This window comes from Oribacterium sp. oral taxon 102 (genome assembly GCF_013394775.1).
GTDB lineage: Bacteria > Bacillota > Clostridia > Lachnospirales > Lachnospiraceae > Oribacterium.
In genome coordinates, this window is the sequence record NZ_JABXYT010000001.1 from 1,290,588 (window position 1) to 1,307,838 (window position 17,251).

The following is a 17,251-nucleotide window of genomic DNA, read 5'->3' on the forward strand; positions in this document are numbered from 1 at the left end:
AGAATATGCCAAATTTTACCATCAGCTGTGAATCCACGGTGGATCTGAATCACGCATGGGCGGAGCGGAGGGGAATCAAGCTCGCCTACTTCCACTATTATCTGGACGAGACCGAATATCTGGACGATTTCTTTCGTTCGATGCAGCCGCATGAGCTCTACCGGCGAATGCTGGACGGCGCGGAGACCAGAACCTCACAGGTTAATGCAGAGGAGTACGAGCGGCTCTTCCGGGAGGAGCTCGAGCAGGGGCGGGATGTCCTGCACATTACCCTTTCCAGTGGGATTTCCGGGACGATCAATTCCGCCCGCATCGCTGCGGAGACGCTGGGAGAGGAGTTTCCGGAGCGGAGAATATATGTCGTCGATTCTCTCTGTGCCTCCTCCGGCTATGGCCTGCTCGTGGATATCGCCGCGGATCTCCGGGACAGCGGGAGGGAGCTTGACAGCCTCCGGGACGAGCTCGAGGAGCGGAAGCATTGCATTCAGAGCTGGTTCTTCACATCGGATCTCACCTTCTTTATCCGCGGGGGGCGGGTATCGAAGACTGCCGGCTTCGTAGGCAGGGTCCTGAATATCTGTCCGCTTCTGCGGGTCGCCGCGGATGGGAGCCTGAAGCCGGTGGAGAAGCTTCGGGGCAAGAAGAGGACGATGGAAAGGATGCTGCAGAAGATAGAGAGCCTCAGTTCGGAGGGCGCGGACTTCAGCGGCAGATGCTGTATCAGCCACTCGGACTGCATTCAGGATGCGGAGGCGCTGCGGGAACGGATCTTCGCACGCTTCCCGCGGGTGAAGTGTGTCGAGATCTATCCGATCGGGACGACGATCGGCTGTCACACCGGTCCCGGAACGGTTGCAATGTTTTTCGAGGGGAAGAGGAGAGCGTGATGCGGGGACGAGGTCTTTTTCGGGAGCGGCGCAGCCAGGATTGGAGGAGCTTGCTCCGTGCGCGTCGTTATGGGGCGGTGCTCCTCTACATTCCGGCGTATCTCCTGTGCTTCGGTCTGCTGGAGCGTTTTCCGCAGGCGGAGTTTCATCTGATCCGCTGTCCGCTGGATCGTCTGATTCCGACGATTCCGGCTTTTTTTCTGCCCTATGCCTTCTGGTGGTTCTTTTTTCCGGCGAGTATCTTCTATTTTTATTTCTTTGAGAAAAAGAAAGATTTTCTGAAGCTCTGCTTCCTGATTTTCACAGGCTACACCGTCTGTCTGCTCTGCTATGTCCTGTATCCGAATGGGATTGATATCCGGGAGCCGCTTCCGGGAAGAGATCTCTGTTCCCGGGCGATTCTCCTGCTTCGGCGCATCGACACCCCGCAGCACGTCTGCCCGAGCATGCACGTTTCCAGTACGGCGGCAATCTGCTTCTCGGTGCGGGATCTCCGGCATGTTCCGGCGAGACAGCGGGAGGCGGTTTATCTGAGCGGCATCCTCATTGTGCTCTCGACTCTGTTCATCAAGCAGCATTCGATCGTAGACGTCGTTTGGGGAGTTCTGCTCAGTCTGCTGCTCGATCTGCTCTGGGAGGGCTTCCTTGAGAAAAAAATACACTGATTTCTGCGTTTTTTGGAATTTTTTTTCACAAATCGGTTGAAATCGGAGGCGGAAAATACTAAAATAAAAGTAAGAAAAGTTCTCATACAGCGGAGGAGGTAGCTTATGAAGCCGGGAATTATTACGATCTCAAGAGAATTCGGAAGCGGCGGGCGTGAAGTCGGGGAGAAGCTGGCGAATAGGCTGGGTGTCCCGTTCTATGACAGGGAAATCATCACAGAGACGGCATACAAGACCGGATTCGCGGAGGAGTATGTCAAGAAGCAGGGGGAGTACGCTTCGGCACGGAACTGGTTCGAGTATTCCTTCTCCGCGCGGAGCTCGAGCTTTGGGATGAGTCCGGAGGACTATCTCTGGAGCAAGCAGCGGGAGGTGATCCTCGATCTTTCGAGGAAGGGACCCTGCGTCATCGTCGGCAGATGCGCGGACTACATCCTCCGGGAGCGGAAGGATGTGCTGAATGTCTTCATTCATGCGAGCGTCGAGAAGCGGAAACGGCGGATCACGGAGGTCTACAAGGAGGCGGAGCACAGCGATCGGATGCTGCGGGATATTGACAAGAAGCGCTCCTTCAATTACAAGTATTACACGGAGCAAACCTGGGGAAAATCGCAGAACTACGATATCACGCTGGATTCCGGAACACTGGGTATCGACTGCTGTGTGGATATCCTGCTGGAGCTCTGCGGCAGGGACATCGAGAAATAAAACGTATCGGAGACCTGGGGGAGATAGGGGAAGCCTGTCTCTCCTTTCTTAGAATGCGGCGTGGAAGCACGCAGAAGGGGGGAGAGGATGAAGAGAAAGAAGGCATTGGGGACGGCGCTGGTTTTTCTCACGACCCTGCAGCTTGCCATGTGCTGCTACTACAATGTGAAGCAGGTGAGAGAAGAGAAGGAACCGGTGAATCTCAGTCTCTGGACCTATTACAGCGGTGCACAGCTGGAGAGGTTCAACGAGCTGGTACAGGAGTTCAATGACGGCTATGGCAGCGGGCACGGCATCGTGGTGGAGGCGTCGAGCGAGGGGGATATCGAGACACTGACAGAGAAGCTCCGCGCGTCGGTGGAGAAGCGCGCCGGCGCGCCGGCGCTGCCGGATATCTTCTCCTGCTATACGGACAATGTCTATGCGCTGGATGATCTGGGACTGATCGAGGATCTCGCGCCCTACTTCACGGAGCAGGAGAGGGAGGAGTATGTTCCGGGCTACCTTGACGAGGGGGATCTGTATAATGACGGCTCGCTGAAGGTTTTTCCGGTGGCGAAGGCGACGGAGCTCCTGATGCTGAATCGGACGGACTGGGAGCGCTTCTCCGAAGCCTGTGATGTGGAGCTGTCCGAGCTTTCCACACTGGAGGGACTTACGAGAACCGCGCGGATCTATTACGAGTGGACGGACAGCCTGACGGAGACAGCGGGGGATGGCAGGGCATTCTTCGGCAGGGATGCGCTTGCAAACTATATGCTCGTCGGGGCGAAGCAGCTTGGCGTGGATCTCGTGAATGTGGGCACGGACGGGAAGCTGCAGCTGAATTTCCCGCGCAGGGTCGCGCGGGAGCTCTGGGACAACTACTATATTCCGTATATCCGAGGCTATTTCTGCGCGAACGGACGCTTCCGAAGCGATGATGTCAAGAGCGGAGATGCCCTCTGCTATGTGGGATCCTCCTCCAGCGCGTCCTTCTTCCCGACGGAGGTGATACGGAGCAGCAGCGAGAAGTATCCGATCGAGATGCTGGCGATGGAGGCACCTCGCTTTCGGGACGGAGAGGCATACGCGGTGCAGCAGGGCGCGGGGATGGCAGTGCTGAAGGGCAGCGAACGGAGGATAGAGGCGTGCGTGGAGTTTCTCAGATGGTTTACCAAGGAGGAGAATAATATCCGCTTCTCCGTCGGCTCCGGCTATCTGCCGGTGAAGCGGGCGGCGAACGATATGGAGGAGATCCGCAGCGCGATAAAAAACGGAGATAAGGTTTCCGACAGCGTCCGGAGTTCCATCGATACTGTGCGGCACTGCGCGCTGTACAGCGTGAAGGGGCGGGTCCACCGGATTCGGGGGATCCTTCAGGATAATATGCAGACGGTTGCGGACAGAGACCGGAGGGTTGTGCTGCAGCGGCAGCAGAGGGGGCAGAATTTGAGGGAAGCCGCAGCAGATTTCGAGTCGGAGCGGTATTTCGGTATATGGTACGCAGGGATCATGGCAGAGCTTACGGAAGCGGTACAGGCGGCGAATGAAGGGTGGGAATGAAGAAAAGACCGATATTTCATAAAATAGCGATTCCTGTCATGCTCTGGATGGGGCTGGAGCTGCTGCTCTTCCTCGGAATGATCCTCGGTCAGGGCGTCATACGGGAGCTTCGGCAGAATGAGCGCGCCGTCGTCGATGAACAGACCGTCAGCCGGAAGGAGTTCATCGAGAATGAAATGCTGAATCACTGGATGGATCTGGAGAGCTGTGTAACGGACATAAATGCACAGACGCTTCGCTTTTTGCAGAGGAGAGGTCTCACCGCCTCCTCCTTGGACAGTGACGATGGTCTCGCAGCGGAGCTGCTGGAATATCTGGCGCCCCGCATCATTACAATGCAGAGCCGGAATCAGGTGACGGGAACCTACATCATCCTGAATACAGAGGATCTCACGGCGGCGGAGAGCGGGACAGCGCTTCATGCCAAGCAGGGTGTTTATATCCGGAGCAACGCGCCGGGAAGAGGCAGGGAGAGCTATTCCAACCTCCTGATGCTGCGGGGGCCGGTCTCTGTCGCACAGCATCTCCGAATTACGCTGGATTCCCTCTGGGATATTGACTTCGACTTCCGGCGGGAGGGGATCGATTATCAGAGCTATCCCTTTTTTTATCGCCCCTTTGACACGGCATATCGGAATAAGAAGGGCTACAGCTGGCAGGACTGCGGGCTCTGGTCGGGGCCGACGAAGCTCTATCATGATGCGCAGGATGCCATCTATTATTCCGTGCCGCTGATCCTGCCGGACGGAACGGTCTACGGGGTCTGCGGCATAGATATCACGATCAGTTATCTGCAGAAGCTCCTTTCGAGCACAGAGCTGGACGGAAACGGGAGCTATTTTCTGGGACAGCCGGATTCGGAACGGGAGGGAGCGTACCGCACTGTCGCAGGGCAGAACAGCGGGACGTGGATATCCGGAACAGAGGAGGGCTGTCTGATACCGGATCGGAAGAATTTTTACATCCATGAGGAGGCACTCAGCCTCTACAATAACTATACTCCCTTTTACGAGGAGCGCTGGGTGCTCGCGGCAGTGGTTCCGAAGCGGAATCTCTATGCCTTCGTGAACCGCTTTCTTTGGATGCTTTTTTTCGCTACTGGGCTGACGCTCCTGACCGGAACAGCCGGCAGCATACTGCTTTCCTATGAGATTCAGCTTCCGATCTCGAAGCTGATACAGGAGCTGCGGGAGAAGGGGGCGGAGGGGGCAGGCATGCTGCAGGAAACCGGGATACGGGAGATCGATATGCTCTCCGATACGGTGGCGAAGCTCAGCAGGGACGCGATGGAGTATGAGCAGAAGTTTTCGCGGATCCTCCGTATGGCGAGCAACGGTATCGCCGGCTTCATGGCAGAGGGAGAGAAGAGCAGCGTATTCCTGACGGATTCCTTCTTTTCGATCTTCGGTATGCCGGAGCGAGAGACCCGCGGTGTAAGTGCAGCAGCGTTTCGGGAATGGCTCCGGGAAATGGAAGGGCATAGGGTGCTGACGGAGACAGACTGGGATGGCACGCTCTACCAGGTGAAGGTAGGGGAGCAGCAGCGCTATGTGCATCTCAGGCTGCTGACGGCGGGCGGAATACAGTATGGGCTTGCAGAGGACGTGACCTCGAGAATACTGGAAAAGAGAGTGCTTTCCTATGAGAGGGATCACGACGCGCTGACAGGGCTTCTGAACCGGCGCGCCTTCCGGCGGCAGCTGGATCGACTCTTCCGGCAGAATCCGAGTAAGTTGGGGCTGGCTGTATTCCTGATGCTGGATCTCGACAATCTGAAATACGTCAATGATCATTATGGGCACGACTACGGGGATCGCTACATCCAGAAGGCGGCGCGGACGCTGGAGAGCTGTACGGCGGCGCGCGGCTTCTGTTCGCGGATCTCAGGGGACGAGTTCAATCTCTTTTTCTACGGGCTCGGGAGCAGGGAAGAGCTGGAGCAGCGCGTGGAGCAGCTTCGGGTGCAGCTTCGGAGTGCGTTCATCCTGCTTCCGGACGGCAGAGAGCAGCCGGTGCAGGCGTCCGGCGGCATCGCCTGCTATCCGGAGGACAGTCGGAGCATCGACGAATTAAGCCGTTTTGCGGACTTTGCGATGTATAGCGTGAAGAGACTGCACAAGGGAGACCTGCATTTCTTTGACAGGGAGAGCTATCTGTGCATGAATGATTACAGCTTTAAGGCGGCATCGCTGACCAGGCTTCTCTCCGAGCGGGAGGTTTTCTATGCTATGCAGCCGATTTTAAGTGCGGAGAGCGGAGAGGTCTTCGGCTATGAGGCGCTGATGCGTCCGATGAATCCGGGCTTCCGTTCCGTGGGGGAGGTGATGGAGACCGCGAAGCGGGAAGGGAAGCTGAATCAGATCGAGGAGCTGACCTGGGAAATGTCGCTGGAGCGGGTCTGTGAGCTGAAGGAAGGCGGAGTGATTCCGGAGGAGAGCTATATTTTCATCAATTCTATCTCCAACCAGTGGAGCGGCAGACTCCTCTATGCAGAGCAGCTGCAGCGGCTCCGTACAGGAATGGATCGGATCGTTCTTGAGGTGACAGAGGAGGAGAACATCGACGGTACGATCTGGGAAGCGAAGCGGGAATGCCTCGAACGTCTCGGCTGGAGGACGGCGCTGGACGACTATGGCACCGGCTATAACAGCGAGAAGATGCTTCTGCTCATCAATCCGGACTTTATCAAGGTCGATCTCGAAATCGTTCGCTCCATTGACAGCGATCCGGACAAGCAGGCGATCTTCCGGAACATTGTGGGCTATGCGCATGAGCGTGGGAAATTCATCATTGCGGAGGGGATAGAAACGAAGGAAGAGCTGGAGACGGTCATCTGTCTGGGGGCGGATTATCTGCAGGGCTTCTTCTTGGCGAATCCGGAGCGTTACCCGAAGCCGGTGCCGGAGGAGAAGCGGCGTCTGATACAGGAGCTCTTTCGCTTGTCGGGGGGGGGAACGCGTGTTCCCTGATTGTTTGAAGATCTGAAAAAAGAATGAAAGGGTAAGCTGCCTTCATTGACATATTTCTGAATTTCCTCTAAAATGACTCAGTTATTTAAGGCGGAGAAGCAGAGAGCGTCCTTTGGGAGGCGCGCCCATGACGCGTGCACCGCAGATAAATCAGAGTTTCCCTCCTACAGTATGTGATGCCGGAGTATCCGGCACATGAGTTTACAGCAGGCTGCGGATTTCGGGAAACAGAAAGGAGAATTCCAGTGGATATGCTTAAAACGCTGTCGAAGTCGATACGCGAATTCAAGACGGCATCTATCCTGACGCCGACGCTGGTGACCGGAGAGGTGATATTGGAGTGCATCATCCCGTTTATCACGGCGAATCTGATCAATCTGATCAAGGCGGGCTGCGGCCTATCGGTGATCGTGCGCTACGGCGTGCTCCTGCTCGTGCTGGCGACCGGCTCGCTCCTCTTCGGGAAGACGGCGGGGAATTACAGCGCTACGGCGGCGACCGGCTTTTCCCGAAACCTTCGAAAGGATATGTACTATCGAATTCAGGAGTTTTCCTTCGAGAATATCGACCGCTTCGAGACCGCCTCGCTCGTGACGCGTATGACGACGGACGTGCAGAATGTCCAGCTCGCCTATATGATGCTGATCCGGCTCGCTTTCCGCGCGCCGATGATGCTGCTGTTTTCCCTCATCATGGCATTTCTCATGGGAGGAAAGATGGCATGGATTTTCGTGATTGTGATCCCGATCCTCGCTTTCGGTCTGATCCTCGGGATGCGGAGCGTCATGCCGCTCTTCCGGGCGGTTTTCAAGAAGTACGATCGGCTGAACGAGTCCATTCAGGAGAATATCCTCGGGATGCGCGTCGTGAAGTCCTTTGTACGAGAGAACTATGAGAAACAGAAGTTTAACGCGGCGGCGGCGGAGCTGGCGGACGACTTCATGCAGGCGGAGAAGATCCTCGCGGCGGCGAACCCGCTGATGCAGTTCTGTCTCTATGTGGTGATGATCTTCGTGCTGAGCTTCGGCTCCTATACGATCATCACCTCCCGCGGACTAGAGCTGGATGTCGGGCAGCTCTCCTCCCTGCTTGCCTACAGCTTTCAGATCCTGATGAGTCTTATGATGCTTTCCATGGTTTTCGTCATGGTGACGATGTCGATAGAGTCGGCGCGGAGGATCGCAGAGGTGCTGGAGGAGGAGAGCACGCTCCGGAGCCCGGAGAATGCGGCTTACGAGGTGCGGGACGGCTCCGTCGACTTCGAACATGTGAGCTTCAAGTATGCGAAGAGTGCAGAACGGAATGTGCTGAGCGACATTGAGCTGCACATCCGCTCCGGAGAGACGATCGGTATTCTGGGCGGCACCGGCTCCTCCAAGTCCTCGCTGATCCAGCTGATTTCCCGTCTCTACGACGCGACGGAGGGTGTCGTACGGGTCGGCGGACGGGATGTCCGGGATTATGATCTCACGGTGCTTCGCGATCAGGTCGCGGTGGTTCTGCAGAAGAATGTGCTGTTCTCCGGTACGATCAAAGAAAATCTGCGCTGGGGTGATCCGTTGGCGACGGACGAGGAGATGCAGCATGCCTGCAGGCTCGCGCAGGCGGATGAGTTTATCCGGCGCTTCCCGGAGAAGTACGATACCCATATCGAGCAGGGCGGCTCCAACGTGTCCGGCGGGCAGAAGCAGCGGCTCTGCATCGCGAGAGCGCTCCTGAAGAAGCCGAGGATACTGATCCTCGACGATTCCACCTCCGCCGTGGATACGAAGACGGACGCCTTGATCCAGAAAGGCTTCCGGGAGTTCATACCGGAGACGACGAAGCTCATCATTGCACAGAGAATCTCCTCCATTCAGAATGCGGATCGGATTCTCGTGCTGGACAAGGGACGGATCGCAGCCATCGGCACGCATGAGGAACTCCTCATAGAGAGTCCGATCTACCGAGAGGTTTATGAATCGCAGAACAGGAAGGGAGGAGAGGAAAGTGAATAAGCGGAATGCGGCAGGCTTCCTGCCGACCCTGAAGAGAGTCATCGCATATCTCTTCTCCTTTTTTCCGGTGCTTCTGCCGGTCACGATCATCTGCATTCTGCTGAATGCCGCGGTTTCCTCGATGCCCGCCCTGTTCCAGCAGCGTATCATCGCCCTGATCGAGCTGTCGTGGAGGGAGGGGAACTGGGCTGCGGTTTCGGGACAGATCCTCCGTCTCGTTCTGCTGCTGGTGGTTCTGTATGTGATTTCCCTGCTTGCGGGCTTCGCCTACAATTATATGATGGCGATCATCACGCAGGGCTCCCTCATGAAGTTCCGGGAGCGGATGTTCGACGGGATGCAGGATCTGCCGATTTCCTACTTTGACACCCATAACCGCGGCGATATCATGAGCTACTATACGAATGATATTGACACACTTCGGCAGTTGATCTCCCAGAGCATCCCGCAGGCGCTGGTTTCGGGGGTTTCCGTGCTGACGATCTTCTGCATCATGCTCTATTATTCCTTCTGGATGACAGCGATCGTGCTCGCGGGTGTCTTCGTGATGTTCCGTGTGATCAAGTACATCGGCGGCAATTCCAGCCGTTACTTCATCCGTCAGCAGAAGGAGCTCGCGCAAACGGAGGGCTTCATCGAGGAAATGATGAACGGGCAGAAGGTCGTGAAGGTCTTTAACCACGAGATGCAGGCAAAGGCGGACTTCGATCGTATCAATGACGAGCTCTTCCATGTGGCAGAGACGGCGAACTCGTTTTCCAATACGCTGATGCCGGTGCTGGGGAATATCGGAAATATCCTCTATGTGGTGGTGGCGGTGCTGGGAGGGGTCTTCCTCGCAGTGAAGCTGCCGAACCTGAGTCTTTCCGGACTGCCGCTCAGCATTTCCATCGTCGTACCCTTTCTGAACATGACGAGACAGTTCGCGGGGCAGATCGGGCAGGTTTCCTCCCAGATCAACTCGGTGGTGATGGGCGTTGCCGGCGCGGGCAGACTCTTCGCACTGATAGATGAGCAGCCGGAGAAGGACGAGGGATTCGTGACGCTGGTGCGCGCTCAGGAGAGGGACGGCAGGATCGTCGAGACGACGGAGCGCACGGAACAGTGGGCATGGAAGAAGCAGAATGCCGGCGGCAGCACGGAATATATCCGGCTTCGCGGGGATGTCGAGCTTCGGGATGTGGATTTCTCCTATGACGGCAAGAAGACCATTCTTTCCGATATCAATGTCTTCGCCCGTCCGGGACAGAAGGTCGCCTTCGTGGGTGCGACAGGAGCCGGAAAGACGACGATCACGAATCTGATCAACCGCTTCTACGACATTCAGAAGGGCTCTATACGCTATGACGGGATCGACATTTCGGATATCCGGAAGTCGGAGCTCCGGCGCTCGCTCGGGATCATTTTACAGGATACGGTGCTGTTCAGCGGCACGGTGATGGACAATATCCGCTACGGCAAGCTGGATGCCTCGGACGAGGAATGCATCGCCGCGGCGAAGCTCGCAGGTGCGGACGATTTCATTACCCGTCTTCCCCGAGGCTATGAGACAGAGATCAAGGGCAACGGATCGAATCTCTCGCAGGGGCAGCGGCAGCTTCTCTCCATCGCACGCGCGGCGGTGGCAGACCCGCCGGTGATGATCATGGATGAGGCGACCTCCTCCATCGATACCCGGACGGAGGCAATCGTGCAGCGCGGCATGGACGCGCTGATGGCAGGCAGGACGGTCTTCGTCATCGCGCACCGCCTGTCTACGGTACAGAACGCAGATGTTATCATGGTGCTGGAGCAGGGGCGCATCATCGAGCGCGGCAGCCATGAGAGCCTGATTGCGGTGAAGGGCAGCTACTACCAGCTCTATACCGGCGCGTTCGAGCTGGAATAAGCGGCGCGGCGGTCGGCTTTTTGGGCAGGCGCAGGGAGGAGAACGGAAATGGAATCCTATATCGGAAAATCCGATTTTTTCAAGGGGAACGATCCGGAACGGCTCGTCCGGGAATATGGCTCTCCCCTGTATGTGTATAACGAAGACATTATCCGGAGACAGATGGCGCGTGTGGCGGGGGTGATTACGAAGTATCCCTATACCGCGAATTATTCCGTAAAGGCGAATACCAATATTCATATCCTGCGGCTCGCGCTGGCGGAGGGACTCAACTGCGATGCTATGAGCATCGGGGAGATCCGCCTCCTGCAAAAGGCGGGCTTCCCGAACGAGAGAATCTTCTTCGTACCGAACAATGTCTCGGAGAAGGAGCTCCGCGTAGCGATCGAGGAGGGGATTCTGACCAGTCTGGACAGTCTTTCGCAGCTCGAGCTCTACGGGACGCTGAATCCGGGAGGGGAATGCGCGGTGCGTCTGAACCCGGGCATCGGTGCGGGACACAGCGAGAAGGTCGTCACCGGCGGCAAGCGGACGAAGTTCGGGATCGCAGCGGAGGAGCTCGACGGGATCTTCGGGCTTGCAGCGCGCTTCGGGCTCCGCATCGTCGGGATCAACCAGCATATCGGCTCCCTCTTCATGGATCCGCAGCCCTATCTCGATGCGGTTTCCAGTCTGCTTCGGCTTGCAGTGCGCTTTCCGGGGCTCCGCTTCCTTGATTTCGGCGGCGGCTACGGCATCCCCTATCATAAGCTGGAGGGGGAGGCGGAATATGATATGGCGGCGTTTCGGGAGCGGCTCCTGCCGATTCTGGATCGCTTCGTTTCGGAGTACGGCGATGCGCCGCTTTTCAAGTCCGAGCCGGGGCGCTACTGCGTCGCGGAGGGCGGCGTGATTCTGGGGCGTGTCCATGCCCTGAAGCAGAACGCCGGCAGGAAGTATGCCGGCACGGACATTGGCATGAATGTGCTGGTGCGGCCGTCTATGTATGATTCCTGGCACGATATCGAGGTGCTGCGCGGCGGGCGGCTCCTGCCGAGAGCGGACATGGAGGAGGTCACGGTGACCGGAAATATCTGTGAGTCCGGCGATCTGCTCGCGAAGGATCGGCTTCTCCCGCGGCTCAGGAGGGGGGATCTCCTCTGCGTACTGGACAGCGGGGCATATGGCTACAGTATGTGCTCCAGCTACAATTCCAGACCGCGTCCCGCGGAGCTTATGATAGGCAGAGACGGTAATGTGCGGCAGATCCGAAGACGGGAGACGATAGAGGATCTGATGGCATATATGTAAGAAAGGAGGGGAAGATGCTGAAGCAGCATAGATTCTGGGCAGTGGTGATGCTTGTCGGCGCAGCGATGTGCTTCTGGACAGGACATAAGATGGTGAAGCATTGAGCGGCCGTATTTTTTTATGCGGAGTGCGGTTCCTTCGGGAGCCGCACTTTTTCTGTTGTGAAATCAGTATGCGGGACTTATCCGATTGGTGGCATCGAAGGCTTCGGTATGGGGCTTACGCAGCGCTTCCTTCTCAAACGACAAATTCGAATAAAATGTCAAATAAAGATTGAAATATTAAAAACTGTATTATATAGTATTAAAAACTACATATACCTTCTTTTGAATCTATATAAAAAAAGGGAAATGCAGAATCTACGGAAAGGATCCGGATATCCGGATACAGAGAAGAAAAATGACATTGCCGTCGGTAAGGATAGGAGGATTGGAGCTGCAGGTTCCGGTGATTCAGGGAGGCATGGGCGTCGGGATCAGTCTTTCGTCGCTCGCGGGAGCTGTCGCAAGGGAGGGGGGCATGGGCGTCCTGTCCGCGGCGCAGCCGGGCTATCGCGACCCGGAATGGACACGCAGCCCTCTGGAGAGTAATCTGCGTGCACTGGGCAGGCATATCCGCCGGGCGAGGGAGCTCTCGCAGGGAAGAGGTCTGCTCGGCGTGAATATCATGCGCGCCTGTACGGACTATGAGAAGTATGTGCGCTGCGCGGCAGAGAACGGGGCAGATGCGATCCTGTCCGGTGCGGGGCTGCCGACAGAGCTGCCGGGGCTCATCGAGGGGACGGAGCTTCGCTTCGCGCCGATCGTCTCCTCCCTGAAGGCGATCCGCGTGCTGTTTTCCCTCTGGAAGAGACACTATGGGAGAGTCAGCGACTTCGTCGTGATCGAGGGGCCGAAGGCGGGCGGGCATCTCGGCTTCACGGTGGAGCAGGCACGTACGCTCACGAGGGCGGAGTATGATCTGGAGATCGGAGCGATCCTCCGCTATGTCTCAGAGGAGGCGGCGGCAGCCGGAACGGAAATCCCCGTTTTCGTAGCGGGCGGAATCTATGACCGGAGCGACATCGACCATTACCTCAGGATGGGTGCATCCGGTGTGCAGATGGCGACCCGCTTCGTCGCGACAGAGGAATGCGACGCGCCGCGGAGCTATAAGAAGGCATACGTCCGCGCTGCCCGTGAGGATGTCGTCATTGTGAAAAGTCCGGTGGGGATGCCGGGGCGCGCGATCCGGAATCGCTTCGTGCGGGAGCGGGAGAGCAGCAGAGAGCCGGTGCAGCGCTGCTTCCACTGTCTCGAGCGCTGCAATCCGGCGACTACGCCCTACTGCATCACGATGGCGCTCTGCCGCGCGGCGGGGCTGCGTCTTGGCGGGACAGACAGCGTATCGGAGCCGGAGCGCGGAGAGACGGAGAGGGAAGCCGCGTGTATGGAGGACGCGCTGCTCTTCTGTGGAGAGAATGTCTGGCGGATCGATCGCATCTCCACAGTGGCGGAGATTTTTTCGGAGCTGAATAGAGATATCTGAGGAAAACTAAAATTTATTGTGAAATATGCCATAAAATCTAAAAAATAATAAGGCAAAACGACGATAATGTTATTCATGCTTTTTTTCATCCCTGCCCTAACCTATAATAAAAATAATAAGAGTGACAGAATTATTTTTGCCGCTCTGTTCACACTTCGGATCGGGTAATAGGGAGGGCAGGTTTATGAAGTATGTAGTGGTGGCGGCAAGCCTTGCCGCACTGTGCTGTGCGGCGTGGCTCTACAGCTGGATCAGGGGACAGGAGGCAGGAAATCCGCGTATGCAGGAAATCGCATCCTATATCAGGGAGGGGGCGATGGCATTCCTGAACCGTGAATACAGGATCGTGGCATTTTTCATACTGTTCATGTTCGTTTTTCTTTTCGCAGTCATCGGCGTATACAGCGCCGGTGCTTTCCTGTTCGGCGCACTCTTCTCTATCGCGGCAGGCAATATCGGGATGCATACCGCGACCTATGCCAATGTGCGTACTGCACGTGCGGCGGAGCAGGGCGGAATCCCGGCGGCGCTCCGCATCGCCTTCCGCGGCGGCGCGGTCATGGGACTCTGCGTAGCGGGACTCGGGCTGCTCGGCATGGGCGGACTCTTTGTGATAGCGGGTGTCAGCCGGATTGAGCTCTTCTCGGGCTTCGGACTGGGAGCGAGCTCCATTGCTCTCTTCGGGCGTGTCGGAGGCGGCATCTACACCAAGGCGGCGGACGTAGGCGCGGATCTCGTCGGGAAGGTCGAGGCAGGCATCCCGGAGGATGATCCGCGGAATCCGGCGGTGATCGCGGATAATGTCGGGGACAATGTCGGCGATGTGGCAGGCATGGGCTCCGACCTCTTCGAGTCCTATGTGGGCTCCATCGTCTCAGCGGTCACGCTGGCGGCGGCGATTCCGGAGGTGGATCCGCTGCGGGGCAGTCTCTTCGCGCTTTCGATCGCGGCGGCGGGCATCCTCGCATCCCTGCTTTCGGTCTTTACGGTCGGCGGAAGGAATACGAAGGATCCGGCTTCGGCGCTGAACCGCGGAACCTATCTCAGCGGTGGGCTGGTCGTGCTGCTCTCCTTCTTCCTGAGCCGGATGCTGCTCGGCGGCCTCCGTGCCTTCGGTGCGGTCGCGGCAGGTCTCCTGACCGGCATCCTGATCGGCGTACTGACCGAATACTACACCTCCGGCAGCTTTCGCCATGTGAGAGCGCTGGCGGAACAGTGCGGAACGGGGGCGGCGACAGCCGTCATTGACGGACTCGCGCTCGGGATGCTCTCGACGGCAGCACCGATCCTCTTGGTCTGCGCGGGGATCCTCGCGGCGTTTCGCTTCTTCGGACTCTACGGCATTGCGCTTGCGGCAGTCGGGATGCTCTCGACGACAGGCATCGTCGTCGCGGTAGACGCGTACGGCCCGATCTCCGACAATGCGGGAGGGATCGCGGAGATGGCGGGACTTTCGGAGAATGTTCGGGAGATCACGGATAGGCTGGATGCGGTGGGCAACACGACGGCGGCGGTCGGAAAGGGCTTTGCGATCGGCTCTGCGGCGCTGACCGCACTGGCACTCTTCGCATCCTACGCGCAGATCGCGCAGCTTTCATCCATCAATCTGCTGGATCCGCTGGTGGTAGTCGGACTCCTGCTCGGCGGGATGCTGCCCTTCCTTTTCTCGGCGCTCACGATGAAATCTGTGGGGCGCGCCGCCTTCGAAATGATTGAGGAGGTACGCAGGCAGTTCCGCACGGATCGCGGGATTATGGAGGGCAGCAGCAGGCCGGACTATGCAAGGTGTGTGGATATCTCGACGCGGGCAGCGCTGAAGGAGATGCTCCTTCCCGGTGTGCTGGCAATCCTGAGTCCGATTCTGACCGGTATCCTGCTCGGACCCGCTGCACTCGGAGGCTTACTTGCCGGCTCGCTCGCGAGCGGCGTGCTGCTCGCGATTATGATGTCCAATGCCGGCGGTGCGTGGGACAATGCGAAGAAATACATCGAGGAGGGACACTGCGGCGGCAAGGGCTCGGAGGCGCACAAGGCGGCGGTGATCGGCGATACGGTGGGAGATCCCTTCAAGGACACCTCCGGCCCCTCCATCAACATCCTGATCAAGCTGATGACGATCGTCTCCGTTACCTTCCTGCCGTTCTTCCTGTGAGGAGGCGGGAACGCCTTTTGCAGGTGCTTCATTGGGGAAAATGAATTTTATGACTCTATTATGACAGAATTGTCATGGTAGAGTCATATTTATTTCAGCCGCGTATCGTATCCTTACCTTATCAAAAGAGACCTCGAAAGGTCGGGAAAGGGGTAAATATGGTAGCTTTGGTTGGATTTCTGATGATTATCTGCATTGTCTTCCTGCTCCTAAGGGGCAAGATGTCGCCGATCGTGGTGCTCGCCGTGATTCCGTCGATCGCTGCGCTTCTGCTCGGGTACAATCCGGTGCAGATCGCGGATTTTATCAAGGAAGGAATCAAGACGACGACCAGCAATGGAATCCTCTTCATTTTCTCTGTGATTTATTTCGGCGTGCTGTCTGATACCGGTCTCTTCGATGTGATCGTGAACTGGCTGGTGAAGCGGGCGGGCAGCAATGTCATCGCGGTAACGGTGGCGACGGCGCTGATCGCGACCATCGCGCATCTCGACGGTACGACGGCGACGACCGTGCTGATTACCATTCCGGCACTGTATCCGGTTTATAAGAGAATGAAGATCGATCCGAAGATTCTACTCTGCATCACCGGCGCCTGTATGGGTGTCATGAATCTGCTTCCATGGGGCGGACCGACCGCAAGGGCGGCGACCGTGCTGCAGATGGATGCCAATGCGCTCTGGCACATCCTGATCCCGATGCAGGTGATCGGACTGCTCTTAAACGTCGTGCTCGCCGTTCTGCTCGGAATGCTTGCCGTGAAGCAGGGAGCCGGTGCCGGGAAGGGCGAGGAGATCGCCGTGGATGAGAAGGCTGCCGCAGAGGTACAGGCCCTCCGCAAGAAGAACAGCTTCCTCGTATTCAATCTCGTACTCACGGTCGCGGTCATCGCAGTGCTGTCCATGGGTCTCGCCAGCAGCTATGTCGTATTCATGATCGGACTCTGTATCCTGCTGGCAGTGAATTATCCGGATCAGAAGCAGCAGGATAAGCTCATCAAGAAGCATGCGCCGGCAGCGCTTCTGATCTCCGCGACACTCTTCGCGGCGGGGGCGATGGTCGGCGTCTTCGACGGCACGGGAATGTTGGAGGCGATGGCGAATGCGATCATGGCTGTCATTCCGGCGGCGCTGGGCAGATACATCCATCTGATCTTCGGCGTACTCGCACTGCCGCTGGGGCTCTGCATCGGAACGGACGCTTATTTCTACGGTATTATGCCGCTGGTTATGCAGGTCGGCGAGACCTACGGCATCGCTTCCCTGTCCACTGCGCTGACGATGATTATCGGGAAAAATATCGCGCTGATGGTCAGCCCGCTCGTGCCGGCGACCTATCTCGCGATCGGACTTACCAATACGGAGCTGAAGGATCACATGAAGTATTCCATTCCGCCCTATTTCGTGCTCAGTGTACTGATGCTGCTGCTGGGTGTTATCCTCGGCGTGATTCCGCTCTGATAGAGGGAGAAGCACAGATGAAATCGGAGCCGTCACATGCCTATGGCACGTAGAGCATGAATAAATCAGCGCTTCCACAGGCCATTGATACGAATGGAATCAGGATAGAATTTCCGCTGCGGTCTCTTCGGAGGCCGCGGTTTTGTGCTACAATGGGGGCAGA

The 17,251-nt window shown here is 57.3% G+C and carries 11 protein-coding genes; all 11 read left to right on the forward strand.

Annotation, left to right across the window (positions count from 1 at the left end; translation table 11 throughout):
- The first annotated feature begins 5 nt into the window (after positions 1-5).
- A complete protein-coding gene (locus tag HW273_RS05970; protein WP_179010906.1) occupies positions 6-887 on the forward strand; it encodes a DegV family protein in 882 nt (293 codons plus the stop codon).
- A complete protein-coding gene (locus HW273_RS05975; protein WP_179010907.1) occupies positions 887-1,552 on the forward strand; it encodes a phosphatidic acid phosphatase in 666 nt (221 codons plus the stop codon). Before HW273_RS05970 ends, HW273_RS05975 begins: the two co-directional genes overlap by 1 nt.
- Positions 1,553-1,657: 105 nt before the next feature.
- Positions 1,658-2,260, forward strand: coding sequence for a cytidylate kinase-like family protein (locus HW273_RS05980; RefSeq protein ID WP_179010908.1), 603 nt, complete (start codon positions 1,658-1,660; stop codon positions 2,258-2,260).
- 87 nt (positions 2,261-2,347) lie between these two features.
- A complete protein-coding gene (locus tag HW273_RS05985; RefSeq protein ID WP_179010909.1) occupies positions 2,348-3,805 on the forward strand; it encodes an extracellular solute-binding protein in 1,458 nt (485 codons plus the stop codon).
- Positions 3,802-6,774 carry an EAL domain-containing protein gene (locus tag HW273_RS05990; RefSeq protein ID WP_179010910.1) on the forward strand — a complete coding sequence of 991 codons (2,973 nt, stop codon included), beginning with the start codon at positions 3,802-3,804 and terminating at the stop codon, positions 6,772-6,774. Before HW273_RS05985 ends, HW273_RS05990 begins: the two co-directional genes overlap by 4 nt.
- 251 nt (positions 6,775-7,025) lie before the next feature.
- Entirely contained in the window at positions 7,026-8,771 is a 1,746-nt protein-coding gene (locus HW273_RS05995) for an ABC transporter ATP-binding protein (RefSeq protein ID WP_179012460.1), read from the forward strand.
- A complete protein-coding gene (locus tag HW273_RS06000; protein WP_179010911.1) occupies positions 8,731-10,659 on the forward strand; it encodes an ABC transporter ATP-binding protein in 1,929 nt (642 codons plus the stop codon). The genes HW273_RS05995 and HW273_RS06000 overlap by 41 nt, the downstream gene beginning before the upstream one ends.
- Before the next feature lie 48 nt (positions 10,660-10,707).
- The gene (lysA, locus tag HW273_RS06005; RefSeq protein WP_179010912.1) at positions 10,708-11,949 is read left to right on the forward strand and encodes a diaminopimelate decarboxylase; all 1,242 of its coding nucleotides are present in this window, start codon (positions 10,708-10,710) and stop codon (positions 11,947-11,949) included.
- 399 nt (positions 11,950-12,348) lie between these two features.
- Positions 12,349-13,476 carry an NAD(P)H-dependent flavin oxidoreductase gene (locus tag HW273_RS06010; RefSeq protein ID WP_179010913.1) on the forward strand — a complete coding sequence of 376 codons (1,128 nt, stop codon included), beginning with the start codon at positions 12,349-12,351 and terminating at the stop codon, positions 13,474-13,476.
- A gap of 184 nt (positions 13,477-13,660) precedes the next feature.
- Positions 13,661-15,628, forward strand: a complete 1,968-nt coding sequence (locus tag HW273_RS06015; RefSeq protein ID WP_179010914.1) for a sodium-translocating pyrophosphatase — start codon at positions 13,661-13,663, stop codon at positions 15,626-15,628.
- A gap of 158 nt (positions 15,629-15,786) precedes the next feature.
- Positions 15,787-17,088, forward strand: a complete 1,302-nt coding sequence (locus HW273_RS06020; protein WP_179010915.1) for a CitMHS family transporter — start codon at positions 15,787-15,789, stop codon at positions 17,086-17,088.
- The last annotated feature ends 163 nt before the right edge of the window (positions 17,089-17,251 follow it).

Coding starts and splice junctions, on each gene's coding strand:
- HW273_RS05970 (WP_179010906.1), top strand. CDS start 6: ATGCCAAATTTTACCATCAGCTGTGAATCCACGGTGGATCTGAATCAC.
- HW273_RS05975 (WP_179010907.1), top strand. CDS start 887: ATGCGGGGACGAGGTCTTTTTCGGGAGCGGCGCAGCCAGGATTGGAGG.
- HW273_RS05980 (WP_179010908.1), top strand. CDS start 1,658: ATGAAGCCGGGAATTATTACGATCTCAAGAGAATTCGGAAGCGGCGGG.
- HW273_RS05985 (WP_179010909.1), top strand. CDS start 2,348: ATGAAGAGAAAGAAGGCATTGGGGACGGCGCTGGTTTTTCTCACGACC.
- HW273_RS05990 (WP_179010910.1), top strand. CDS start 3,802: ATGAAGAAAAGACCGATATTTCATAAAATAGCGATTCCTGTCATGCTC.
- HW273_RS05995 (WP_179012460.1), top strand. CDS start 7,026: ATGCTTAAAACGCTGTCGAAGTCGATACGCGAATTCAAGACGGCATCT.
- HW273_RS06000 (WP_179010911.1), top strand. CDS start 8,731: ATGAATCGCAGAACAGGAAGGGAGGAGAGGAAAGTGAATAAGCGGAAT.
- lysA (WP_179010912.1), top strand. CDS start 10,708: ATGGAATCCTATATCGGAAAATCCGATTTTTTCAAGGGGAACGATCCG.
- HW273_RS06010 (WP_179010913.1), top strand. CDS start 12,349: ATGACATTGCCGTCGGTAAGGATAGGAGGATTGGAGCTGCAGGTTCCG.
- HW273_RS06015 (WP_179010914.1), top strand. CDS start 13,661: ATGAAGTATGTAGTGGTGGCGGCAAGCCTTGCCGCACTGTGCTGTGCG.
- HW273_RS06020 (WP_179010915.1), top strand. CDS start 15,787: ATGGTAGCTTTGGTTGGATTTCTGATGATTATCTGCATTGTCTTCCTG.